The organism is Clostridium sp. (assembly GCF_051278035.1).
Taxonomy (GTDB): domain Bacteria; phylum Bacillota; class Clostridia; order Clostridiales; family Clostridiaceae; genus Clostridium_AD.
On sequence record NZ_JBNMNU010000127.1, the window covers coordinates 1 to 12,628 of the forward strand.

10 protein-coding genes and 1 pseudogene are annotated in these 12,628 nt (G+C 31.5%); 8 read left to right on the plus strand and 3 right to left on the minus strand.

The annotated features are described in order from the left end of the window. The first annotated feature begins 160 nt into the window (after positions 1-160). The 5 genes from ACJAX4_RS16815 to ACJAX4_RS16835 all read left to right on the plus strand — a co-directional run bounded on the left by ACJAX4_RS16815 (position 161) and on the right by ACJAX4_RS16835 (position 4,665). A complete protein-coding gene (locus ACJAX4_RS16815; protein WP_435790615.1) occupies positions 161-463 on the plus strand; it encodes a GNAT family N-acetyltransferase in 303 nt (100 codons plus the stop codon). Positions 464-656: 193 nt separating this feature from the next. Beyond that, entirely contained in the window at positions 657-872 is a 216-nt protein-coding gene (locus ACJAX4_RS16820) for a helix-turn-helix transcriptional regulator (protein WP_435790606.1), read from the plus strand. Next, entirely contained in the window at positions 865-1,593 is a 729-nt protein-coding gene (locus tag ACJAX4_RS16825) for a DUF3169 family protein (RefSeq protein ID WP_435790607.1), read from the plus strand. Before ACJAX4_RS16820 ends, ACJAX4_RS16825 begins: the two co-directional genes overlap by 8 nt. A 185-nt stretch (positions 1,594-1,778) precedes the next feature. After that, positions 1,779-1,961 (plus strand): DUF6897 domain-containing protein, encoded by a 183-nt coding sequence (locus tag ACJAX4_RS16830; protein ID WP_435790608.1) that lies wholly within the window; start codon positions 1,779-1,781, stop codon positions 1,959-1,961. A 112-nt stretch (positions 1,962-2,073) separates the two neighbouring features. Then, positions 2,074-4,665 carry a Ryanodine receptor Ryr gene (locus ACJAX4_RS16835; RefSeq protein WP_435790609.1) on the plus strand — a complete coding sequence of 864 codons (2,592 nt, stop codon included), beginning with the start codon at positions 2,074-2,076 and terminating at the stop codon, positions 4,663-4,665. Between the two features lie 84 nt (positions 4,666-4,749). On the opposite strand, the pseudogene ACJAX4_RS16840 reads toward ACJAX4_RS16835, so the two are convergent. Then, positions 4,750-6,734 (minus strand): annotated as a pseudogene (locus tag ACJAX4_RS16840) (FAD-dependent oxidoreductase). A 204-nt stretch (positions 6,735-6,938) separates the two neighbouring features. Here ACJAX4_RS16840 and ACJAX4_RS16845 point away from each other — a divergent pair. Together ACJAX4_RS16845 and ACJAX4_RS16850 are read left to right on the plus strand one after the other, a co-directional pair. Then, positions 6,939-7,484, plus strand: a complete 546-nt coding sequence (locus ACJAX4_RS16845) for a PadR family transcriptional regulator (RefSeq protein WP_435790610.1) — start codon at positions 6,939-6,941, stop codon at positions 7,482-7,484. Between the two features lie 62 nt (positions 7,485-7,546). Next, entirely contained in the window at positions 7,547-8,302 is a 756-nt protein-coding gene (locus ACJAX4_RS16850; RefSeq protein WP_435790611.1) for a copper homeostasis protein CutC, read from the plus strand. Between the two features lie 183 nt (positions 8,303-8,485). Here ACJAX4_RS16850 and ACJAX4_RS16855 read toward each other — a convergent pair whose 3' ends face one another. Continuing rightward, entirely contained in the window at positions 8,486-8,932 is a 447-nt protein-coding gene (locus ACJAX4_RS16855) for a staygreen family protein (protein ID WP_435790612.1), read from the minus strand. A gap of 226 nt (positions 8,933-9,158) precedes the next feature. On the opposite strand from ACJAX4_RS16855, the gene ACJAX4_RS16860 reads away from it, so the two are divergent. Beyond that, positions 9,159-10,442, plus strand: coding sequence for a glycoside hydrolase family 18 protein (locus tag ACJAX4_RS16860; protein ID WP_435790613.1), 1,284 nt, complete (start codon positions 9,159-9,161; stop codon positions 10,440-10,442). 98 nt (positions 10,443-10,540) lie between these two features. Here the strand turns inward: ACJAX4_RS16860 and phnD are convergent, their stop codons facing one another. Then, a complete protein-coding gene (gene phnD, locus ACJAX4_RS16865; RefSeq protein ID WP_435790614.1) occupies positions 10,541-12,418 on the minus strand; it encodes a phosphate/phosphite/phosphonate ABC transporter substrate-binding protein in 1,878 nt (625 codons plus the stop codon). Positions 12,419-12,628 lie beyond the last annotated feature (210 nt).

Sequence of the window (12,628 nt, forward strand, 5' to 3'; positions counted from 1 at the left end):
TGTTGATTTACCATTTTGCTTAAGAGCTATTATTTGCTTTTTAAATTCTTCAGTATAATTTTTTGTTTTTCCTGCCATGATATTTACACTCTCCTTTTTATATATTACATCATGACCGAATGTTTAATGTACAACTTATTATAACCTATCCAATTGTAATATTGCTTCAAAGGAGACATATTCTAATGAATTTGCTACTTTTTTTGATCTTGATTCGGTAGAAAATGATGAGGTAGGTTGTCTTTCTCAGTTTTATATAAAAGAGGATTATCGAAATACTGGCATTGGTAGCGTTTTGTGCGAAAAGTCAATGGAGTGGTTAAATTCATTTAAATCAATAAGAGATTTGTTTGTCTTTGTATCAAATGGGAATGAAAATGCGCTAAAATTTTATCAAGGTAAAGCCTTCAAAATAAGTCATCAAATATCAGATGGATTCATTACGGTGTTAAGGAATACGTAAATACTCAATAAAATTAAAGATATTATTCAGTTACTAAAAATGAAAGGGGAGATAAATTTCTTCCCTTATTTTGCGTTTATCACGATATTAAAATTTGTTGATTATTGTTGACAATTATAATTGTCAATGTTACAATTCAAATGACAACTAAATTTGTCATTATGAAATATAAACTTGTAAAAAGGAGGATTATATGCCATTAAAGAACAGCCTAAAAGTGCAAAGGGCTATGTTAGGGATAAACCAAGCCAAATTAGGTCAAATGGCTGGGGTATCAAGGCAAACAATCAGCCTAATTGAAAGGGGTGATTACAATCCCTCAATAACCTTAGTGCTTAAGCTAGCACGATTATTTGATGTCACTGTTGAAGAGATGTTTTGCTATGAGGAGGATGGAAATAATGAATAAGAAAACCATATTTAAAATGATACTTTTATTGGTGATTAGTAGCATAGTTGGAGCACTGTTTACACTTGGCTTATTGAAATTAAATGAATCAGAATTTATGAGTATTGGAGATCAAGTTACTAAATTTTTTATGAATAATACTGTAGAATTACATTTAGGATTAATTATATTCCTCTACTTCCCAGCATTATATTTATATTTTAAAGGGAAAAAAGCTTATAGCCAAATAAGTAATATATCAGATGAAGAAATTGATGAATTTGAAAAAGTCGGTTCCAAGTCTTTTGATTTAGCAATGTTAATATCAAATGTATTCTTAATACTTAACTTTATGTTAGTTGGAATGACTTTCAATAAGACTAGTAGCAACAACTCAATAGTGATATTTCTATTTATGCTTAGTACCATAGCAGTTTCAGTTTTGGCTATAATTACTATAAAGTATATACAAAAAAATGATAATAGATTAAAAGGTGACCCAACTTCATTTAGATTTGATAAGGAATTTTTAGAAAGTTGTGATGAAGCTCAGGTATCAAGAATTTATAAGGCTGGGTATCGTGCATTTCAATTCTCGAAAAATGTATCATTAGTATTTGTAATACTTACTATATTACTCAAATTTACTTTTAATACTGGTGCATTCCCAGTATTCGTGAGCTGTATGATTATGTTAATACAAGTAACATCATATAATTATTATGCTATGAAAAAGGAATAGTAATCAATGATTAGGTGAGGATACAATCATAAGACAAAAGATGAGGGGGTAGCGTTTAGGTGAGTTCAACGTGGATTGCGATATATGTGCCATTTTTCATACTATTATTTATCATTTTACCACAACAACGTGAAATGCAAAAATCCATAATTCTAAAAATAAAGAAAAAGAAGGGGTTAATAATTATGACGAACGAGGTAATTAAAAAGTATATAGGAGAAACATGTAAGATATCTACAGGGTCATTTGGTAGAGAAGCAACTGGAAAAATAATTGATGTAAACGAAAATTGGATTGAGGTTGAGACTAAAAAAGGTAAGGAACTTATAAATGCTGATTTTATACAAAGTATTAAAATAAATCAATAGCTGCAATTGATAGATTATTTAAAAACAAAGAGAATCTGTGGTTAATTTGTAGTACAATAAGATTAAAATGTAATGACTTAAAAATAAAATAAAGCATAATAGGAGTATGAATATGCAAAATAAAAAAACGAAAATTGTTGTTTCAGGAGACATATGTGTAAATTTCTTGCAAAGGATAGTGCATCCTCAGAATTATACAGGCCTTAATTGGCAAACTCATTTAAATATGCATAGTACTATAAAACCAGGAGAATCATTGCTTTTATCAAAATTGGTATCACTGGCAACAGGAGCATCTGTACTTTCACCACAGATGGATGATATGAAATTAAAAAGGTTAGGAGAATTTCTAAGTTCTACTGCAGAGGTAGAGCTTTTCCCTAAACTTGATGATAAAAATAACGATGAAAAGGTGTACAGAATAAGACGACTTTTAGGTTTTACAGGGCCATTAAATGGTTCACCGAGGTTACTTCCTATTATTGATGACGATTCTAATGCAGACATAATTATATTAGATGATGAAAATAATGGATTTAATTCAAATGAAGAATTTTGGCCTTTAGCTTTAAAGTCGAAATGTACGTCACCAACAATCTTGTATAAAATGAGTAATCCTATTGATTCTAGTGCACTTTGGAAGCAACTGCAAAAATTTCACAATGAAAAGACAATAGTAATTATAAATGTTGATGATTTACGTTCTAAGGGAGTTAATATAAGTAAAAGTCTCTCATGGGAAAGCACAGCACAAGATTTTGTTTGGCAAATCAATAATAATCCCAATCTTGCTTTTCTTGCAAATTGTCGTCATCTTATAGTACCTCTTGGTCTTGAAGGGGTTATCTATTATAAGAGTGAAGATACATCAGAAACTATATTGTATTTTCTACCATATGAATTTGAAGGCGACTTTATTAAAGAATCGCAGGGTAAAATGTATGGACTAACATCTTGTTTTGTTGCAGGACTTGCAAGCGCCATTGTTTTAGGAAATCAAAATAATGAAGAGCTGTCTGAATCAATAAGTACAGGTATACCTCAAGGAATTGTGTCTGCTCAAAAATACTTTATAGAGGGATTTGGTGAAGATGCCTGTGAATCTCCATTTCCAAGTCCTACTATATTTGTTGAAAAGGAATATGATTTTATACTTAGAGAGAATGTCCAAGATGTAGTAGTGCCTTCTTTAAATAATAATAACAATAATAATTGTAATGCTTGTTGGTATATTTTAAAGGATAAAAGCTCTACTAATTTAGAAGAGATAGCATATGACATTGTTAAAAACGGAGTAAAAAGTGCGCTTAAATATATACCAATTGCACAGTTTGGAAAGTTAACAACAGTGGATAAAGCAGAAATACAAAGCTATAGGAGCATTAAAAATCTTATGCTTGAGTATATTTCAACAAAAAATACGGTTAGGCCTCTTTGTATTGCAGTATTTGGAACTCCTGGGTCTGGAAAATCTTTTGGAATCCTTGAAGTAGCTAGTAGCATAGCTTCAGATTTAATTGAAAAAATAGATTTTAATTTATCTCAATTTCATACACCGCTTGATTTAGTAAATGCTTTTCACAAGGTACGCGATATTGCCCTTGGAGAAAAAATTCCACTAGTGTTTTTTGACGAATTTGATTCTGATCTTGACGGAAAACTTGGATGGCTAAAATATTTCTTAGCACCTATGCAAGATGGTGTTTTTAGAGAAGGAGATTCCATTCACCCTATTGGAAAAGCTATTTTTGTATTTGCTGGGGGAACTAGTACTACTTTTAAAGGATTTCGTGGTGAAGAACTTGAAGATTCAAAAGAACAAAAACAGTTTTTACTTGAATTTAAAAGTGCAAAAGGACCTGACTTTATAAGTAGGTTAAGGGGCTATGTAAATATGCTTGGACCAAATCAAACTAATAATAAAAGAGATCAGTTGTTTATAATACGAAGGGCAATGCTGCTACGTTCACTACTCGAGCGTAAAGTACCTCATCTTATATACAATAACGGAGAAACTCAGATTGATAATGGCGTATTACGAGCACTTCTTAAAATTCCAAGATATAAACATGAAGCAAGATCTATGGAAGCGATACTCGAGATGAGTATGTTAACTAATGCTACTAAATGGGAACAATTTCATCTGCCTTCTAAAGAACAGCTAAAACTACATGTAGATGAAGAGCAATTTTTACGCCATTTAATGCATGATGCTTTCTATAGTGAAAAAATTGAAAAGCTTGCAAGAGATATTCATGAAAAGTATAGAGTAAATAATGAAAAAAGCAGCAATATGGATGAGGATGTTATAATACCTTGGCAGGAGACAAGTTACGAGTTTAAAAATTTGAGACGTATCCAAGTTAGAAATATTCCTAACGCTTTACTTAAAATTGATTATGAGGTTGTTTCTGTTAAAGAAAAACCAGTATTTAAGGAATTCACAATTAATGAATTAAATATCTTAGCTGAAAACCAATATAAGAGCATATATAAACTTAAAAAAAAGGGAGGTTGGAAATATGGTGAAACTAAAGATTATGCCAAAAAGACTGATCCAGAACTTATATATTGGGATAAATTAGTAGAGGATAAGAAAAAAGCGGTATACCAAATGGTTAAGATTTGGCCAGAAATATTGGCTGAATCAAATTTTAAGATAGAAAGACTAAATTCTGTGTGTGAGTGTGGGCGTATTCATTAGCAAACATAGACTTCCAGTTTATGAAAAAATGTAGCTTAGTTAAATCACTAAGCTACATTTTTTTAACTATTAAAAACCCTTTAATTATATATGATTTGCAACTTCATAAGCATCCCAAATACCATACATAATATTAGAAATCTTTCGTGCATCTCCTAATAGATAAATTTCTGGAACTTCAAATTCTAATTCTTTATATAGTGAATTTTCTTCTTTATATCCTACGGAAAGTATTACTGAATCACATTTTAGTTTGTCTATTCCATTTTCCGTTTCCATTTCAAGAATTCCATTTTTATATGCATTAACTTTTGAATTTGTTTTTACATCAATATTATTAAATGGAATTAATCTCTCAAGCATTTCACTATTTGCGGAACAGAGTGGTCCATTTAATGCAAGTATTTTGTCTAAGGCTTCTACTATAGTTACCTTTTTTAGCAAGATGAAGTGCAAGCTCACATCCAACTAATCCTCCACCAACTATAACTGTCGCACACTTGCAGTCTTTCTTTTCAAGTAAAATATCTACTGCAGTAAATACTTTTTCGTCATCTCCAAGTGGAAATACTTTTGGAGTAGAACCAGTGGCAATTATTACACTATGGAAATTAGCATTTAAAATTTGTCCTTTTGTAACTTCACTATTTAAATTAACTTGAACCTCTAATTCTTTTAATGTGTGCTCATACCAATTAGCTAAAGCAATATCGTCTTCTTTAAAGTCTGGTGCTCCTCCAGGTATAAGATTTCCGCCTAATCTATCATTTTTTTCATAAATAACGGGTTCGTGGCCTCTAAGTTTTAAAACTCTTGCTGCTTCACATCCTGCTACTCCGCCACCAACTATTAAAATTTTTTTCTTCGTTAATATTGGTAGAAGTGCATTATCTTTTTCCTTACAAGCCTGAGGATTTACAGCACAGTTAAGCATTGAATAATGCTATGCGTCCCATACATCCTTCTTGGCATGATATGCATGGCCTAATTGATTCACAATTATTACTTCTTAATTTATTTACGTAATCAGGATCTGCAAGAAGTGGTCTCCCAAGACTTATAATATCGCATGTTCAGTTTTCAATAGCCTCCAAGGCCATATCTGGGTTGTCCATTCTTCCCGCACACATAACAGGTACATCTACAGTTTCTTTCATTAATTTAGCATATGGTCTATATAATCCCTTATCTTGATACATTGGGGGATGACTCCACCACCATGAATCGTAAGATCCGACATCTGTGTCTAATGAATCATATCCATAGGATACAAGTAGTTTTGCAGCTTCAATTCCTTCTTCAAGGTCTCTACCTTTTTCATTAAATACTTCCCCTGCAAGTGCTCCATCTCTGAGGCCTTTAATAAAACTCTTTGGCGAATATCTAAGAACTACAGGAAAATCTTCTCCACATCTTTTTTTAATTTCTTCAACTATTTCACGAGCAAAACGAAGTCTATTATCTAAGCTTCCACCATACTCATCAGTTCTATGATTAAATAATGACATAGCAAATTGATCTATAAGATAGCCTTCATGAACAGCGTGAATTTCTACTCCATCAAAACCAGCTCTCTGTGCATTATATGCTCCATCTCCAAATTTCTTAACTATATATTTAATCTCATCTATTGTAATTTCACGGCAAGTTTTATCAAGCCATCTGTGCTGAATTGGTGATGGTGCAATTGGTGGAAATTCTCCAAGATTAGTAGGAATAGTAACTCTACCAAATCCTCCTGACAGTTGTAGAAACACCTTTGCATTATATGCATGTATTCTTTCAGTCATTTCTTTTCCTGTTCTAACAAATTGAACTGGATTATATGTAGAGCATGGACAATTCGGCATACCATGTTCTTCGACCTCATTATCAACAAAAGTAACTCCAGTAATAATTAGCCCTGTACCACCCTTTGCTCTCTCCGTATAATAATCAATTCCTCTTTGATTAAATCCACCTTCACTGTCAGCTAGTCCCAGTGGTCCCATTGGTGCTAATGCAAAACGGTTTTTTAGTTCGCATTTTCCAATTTTAATTGGTTCAAACAACTTTTTATACTTATTCATATATACCCTCCCAAATTTAAATGATAAACAATATTTTAATTATTATATAATTGTGTATTTTAGGATAGCATCTACAATGCCATTAATAATAGTATGTTCTTTTATAATAAACATGTCAATACTAACATGTTTATTATTCATGCTGTGTTTTACTTTTCATTTAATTATGATAAAATAATATTAAAAAGAATGAGGTGCTGTTATATGAGAACATTAAAATATGCGATTTTAGGATTGATTAATAGAAAGCCATTAACTGGCTATGATATGATGAAAGAATTTAATAGCGGATTAGTAGATTTTTGGTATACTAACCATAGTCAAATTTATATTGAATTAAAGAAACTAACTGACGAATGTCTAGTTTCATACGAAATAATTATCCAAGGGGAAAAACTAGAAAAAAAATTATATACCATAACAGAAAAAGGAAAGAATTCTTTGCAAAAATGGCTTGTAAAAGACGAACCTTTAGAACACACGCCTAAAGATATTTTTAGGCTTAAAGCATATTTTTGTGATGAAATACCTAATGACGCCTTATTAATGCAGTTTCAAAGTGCATTAACTAAACATTCGGAAAGGTTAGAATATCTAGAAAATACTATGGAAGAGCATTTAAAGAAAAAAGATATTTCTAAAGTATCTTCTCCTAAGTTTGGTGATTATATGGTTTTAAATGGTGCAATTATGAGAGAAAAAGCCTATATATGCTGGATTGAAGATTGTATAAAAAAAATTTACCAGTAAGATATGTAGGAGAAGGTGTAACATCTATGTATCACTTATTTGTAGAAAAGGAGTAGAATATTATGTCATTTATTTTAGAAGTTTGTGTAGATTCTGTAGAATCAGCTATGGAAGCGGTAAAAGGTGGAGCAAACCGCCTGGAAGTTTGCGGTAATCTAATTATTGGGGGTACCACACCTAATATAAACTTATTCAAAATATTAAAAGAAAAAATAAGCTTAAAAATGAATGTTTTAATTAGACCTAGATATGGTGATTTTCATTATACCGAAAACGAATTCGAAATAATGAAAAGAGATATAAAAATGTTTAAAAAAGCTGGTGCAAGTGGTGTAGTTATTGGGATGTTAAAACCAGATGGAACACTTAATATAGATGGTATGAAAGAGCTTATAGCAGAGGCAGAAGGAATGCATGTAACTCTTCATAGGGCTTTTGATGTATGCAGAGATCCTTTTGATACACTAGAGGCAGCAAAGAAGTTGGGAATCAATTCTATTCTAACCTCAGGCCAGAAAAACAACTGCACGCAGGGTAGAGAGCTTTTAAAAGAACTGGTGGAAAAATCAGAACACAAGATAGAAATTCTCATAGGAAGTGGCATAAATTCAAGTAATGTAGAAGATGTAATAAGCTACACTAAATCTTATTCGGTACATACTTCTGGTAAGAGGGAAGTTGAAAGTGATATGCAATATAGAAGAGAAGATATAAGCATGGGATTTCCTATTATTAGTGAACATGTGATTCTAAGAACTCAATATGAAGAAATAGCAAAGATTAGAGAAATTCTGGAGAAGATTAGGAGAGGAGAATGAATTTTATGGAACAAAAAAACAGCAATTTAATCGGAGGTTTGGATTCCTATTAAGAAGTAAAAGGATGGAAATAACAAAGGGATGGTTAAATGCTTTAGATTGACTCTAAAACAATTAACCATATTTTTCGTTAGTTGGAGGGTTCTTCACATATCCAGTAATAATGAAATTCATTAAGAATTTTTATTTGTAATCGGAAGGCGTTCCCCATAGTTCTAAACGATTAAACATAGGAAAAACAGAATTGAATTTCACGTAAATAGGAGCTTTATCTAAAGAGGGATTTTCTCTGAAAAATTCTCTATCTCCATATCTAAGCGCCTGCAATGCCAGCGGTAATTCTTTTGTGAAAATGTTATTACGTACCGCTGACATTATTGGGTTCTTTTCTTTATCTACCATAACAATAACCATCAGTGCATACCCACTATTAACCATGATCCATTCGGCCAGTACTTCATCCCTCATGTCAGTGATTTTATCATAATCATACTTTGCTGCAATAGTTAAAAATAATTCTCCGGTAACGTCTGAATGAGTAAGGGTATATTTTCTAGGAATAATTGGTTTTGTTTCACCTGTTCCAATTCCAAAATTTACGTGTAACATTTCCGTATTGAATTTGCTCAAAGCATTCCCTCCATAATATAAATACATTATATATATTATGAAGTTAACTGTTGTTATGTTCTTTGTTATGCACTTAAAGCTAAAATACCTATTTTTGAGGATACTTAAATAATTAAAACAGAATATATTCCAGCTTTTTACAAGGGTCTGACCCCATACACGTGTCATATTTCAATTGGCAATCATATACTAAACTAAAGTAAGAAAAAAAGGTTGTGAAAACCATTTGATTATCCATGTTGTAAAATCAGGAGAATCTCTTTATTCAATTTCTCGTTTATATAATGTTTCTTTTAATAAAATTGCTGTAGATAATGAACTTGCGGATCCAGATAGGTTGATAGTAGGACAGACTTTAGTAATTCTAGGAGGAGTTAGAAAACATATAGTTGCCTCAGGGCAGACTTTTTATACAATTGCTGTTACTTATGGTTTAACACTTAGTGAACTTAATGCTGCAAATTCTAACATAGCAAATATTTCATTAATATATCCAGGGCAGATACTGAATATTCCTACAAGCACTAGAAAGATTGGAACTATAGAGGTAAACGGATATGCCTTCACTAATATAACAAAGGAGGTTTTGCAAAAGACGTTGCCGTATCTAACATACATTAGCATATTTAGTCACCAAGTAAAAGAAGATGGAACTCTAATATCTATTAATGATGCTCCTATTATTGAAGCAGCAAGGCAGGCAAAGGTAGCACCAATTTTAGTGATTACAAATCTGGTGCCAGGTGGAGGATTTAATAGTGATCTAGCACATACAATTTTAGCGAGTGCACAGCTTTCGGACACATTGCTTAATAATGTTTTACAAACCTTGAGAGCAAAAAAATATTATGGTTTAGACATTGATTTTGAGTATGTATATCCTGATGATAGACAATTATATAATAACTTCCTTAAAAAGGCAGTAGAAAAGCTAAGTCCCTTAGGATTTTCTGTAACTACAGCATTAGCTCCTAAGCTATCGGATGAACAAAAGGGATTGTTGTATGAGGCTCATGATTACTCTGTTCATGGTAAATTAGCGTCCCATGTTATATTGATAACCTATGAATGGGGATATACCTCTGGGCCTCCTATGGCGGTGGCACCACTTAATGCTGTTACAAGAGTTTTAGATTATGCTGTAACTGCCATACCTAGTAATAAAATATTAATGGGCATACCCAACTATGGCTATGTTTGGACACTGCCTTACCAGCGTGGGACAAGGGCAACAGTAATTTCTAATGTAGGTGCAGTTAATATTGCGGCAAGAGAGGGGGCAGAAATAAAATATGACGTGGTAGCACAATCTCCTTACTTTAATTATTATGGTGATAATGGTAAGCAGCGTGTAGCTTGGTTTGAGGATGCAAGAAGTATCAGAGCGAAACTGAAATTAGTAAATGAGCTTAACCTTAGTGGTGTTAGCTATTGGACGATAGGAAGATTCTTTCCTCAAAACTTTTTAGTTTTAAAATCTTTATATAATATTAAAAAGCTTGTTTTATAGAGAAAGCCATGATGTAGGCTTTCTCTATAGGATAGGAACAATGAATTGGTGTTTATTTATAAAAACATTACTTTGTATAGAGTAAATTGGAAAGTAGTCTATTTTTTTAAAACATCTCTGATGACATTATACTTTTCATCATTACTTTCAACAAATCCTTCTATAGGTGATTTTATATTGGTAGTAGCAACATATTCAATAAACGACTTCTTTAAATTCTCACAGAACTCTTTTGATAGTTTTTTACTTGTTGCAATGGCATCCTTTGGTATATCTTGTGTTTTTGCAAGTATCCTAAACTGTGATATATCAACTCCATGATTAGACGCATTTTCCATAGCTTCATTATAAGTTGCGCCAGCATCCAATTCCTTTAATAATATAGCTTTTATTACATTATCATGACTACCCATAAAAGATGTTCTACTAAATATTTTATCAGGATTCATACCTTCAGTTTTAATAATATTTCTTGCATAAAGATATCCAGATGCACTTTTTTCATCAACATAACCAAAGCTTTTCCCTTTTAAATCAGCTAAGCTATTAATCCCACTATCTTTTCTAGTTATTATGTACCCATTATAAGAAACTTTGCCATTAACTTTAGGTGAAACAAGTGGCACTATCCCAAGTTTTTCATGTGCCTTAACATATGCAAAAGGTGAGAACCAAGCAACATCAATGGTCTCTTCCTGTATACCTAAGCTTAATGCTTCATAATCCTTTACTATAATAGTTCTCACTTTGTAACCTATTTTATTAAATATACTGTTTAATATTGGAATATACATGTTTTTTATATCTTCAGGTGATGTAAATGGATTTATTCCAAATATAATTTCATCTTCGTTTTTATTTTTTGCTGTTAACTTTTGAACCCCACTGGCCATATCTGAAAGTTTAGTACAATAATTTAAAAGTTCAACATTCTTATCCTTTTGAGCAGTTATTGTACTAATAGTTTCATAGGTTACTTGATGGGTACTCTCCACTGCATATGCCACATTTGATATTGCCTGATCGATTTCATGTGAGGTAGTAACTTGAGTAGTTGATATTTCCTTTATCTCGTTAATTGAAGTATTCAAACTAATTAGTACATTTTGAATTTCTACAATTACATTTTCTGATTTTTTAGCTGAAATTTCAATATCATTACTCCTTACAACACATGTATCAATTGCATTGTTAGAGCTTTCAACTTCACTTAATATTTGGCCAACAATTTGTTCGATTTCCATTACAAATTCATTAGTACTCTCAGAAAGCCTTCTTATTTCATTTGCTACTACAGAGAAACCCTTTCCTGCTTCTCCTGCTCTTGCAGCCTCTATGCTTGCATTTAGTGCAAGTAAATTAGTTTGAGATGAAATTTTTTTTATGTTATCAACGAATTTTCTAATATCCTTAGAAGAAGTATTTAAATCTGAATTTATACTTGATGTAAGTTTAATTCTATCTGTTAAATCCATAATAAGAGACGATATACCACTAATAGTATTTCTGTTTTCACTTAGCATTTCAATTGATTTAGTGGAACTCTCCTCAATCATAACAATATTTTTTTTGAGTTTATCCGAAACCTCAGTGAACTCATTTATTCCTGCACTTATCTCTTCGGTACTTGCTACATTTTCTTCACTAAGTTCTACCACTTTACTCGATTGTTTCACTATTTGGTTAAATACAGTTACATTTTCTTCTGAATGCCAGGTTAGACGCTTAATGTCAAAATCCATGGTTTCTAACAATGCAAATAATTCTTCATTAATATTATCAGTTTTTTTTGTTTCAATTGAAGTAGTCTTTTTAACTTTTATAGAATTTAATACACTAAAAATTATTATTATGTCTATCACACAAGTTATTGAAAATGTCGTAATTCTTCCTAATTCAGTAAAATATAAAATTAAATTCAACAAGATAAAAACTATTGAGGATACACAAAATACCTTCTTTTTAACTTTTTCCATAATTATACCTCTCTCCTTATCAACATTATATGTAAATCAATTAATTTATAACAAAAACACCCAATTTCATAATGCATATTGGATGTTTTTATTTTATTAAAGTATTTTATTATTAATATAATTTAAATTGTAATTTAACCAAAGAGACCAACTACTGCTAGCGCACCAACGATGCCGCCACAAATTGGAGCTACTACTGGTATCCAAGCA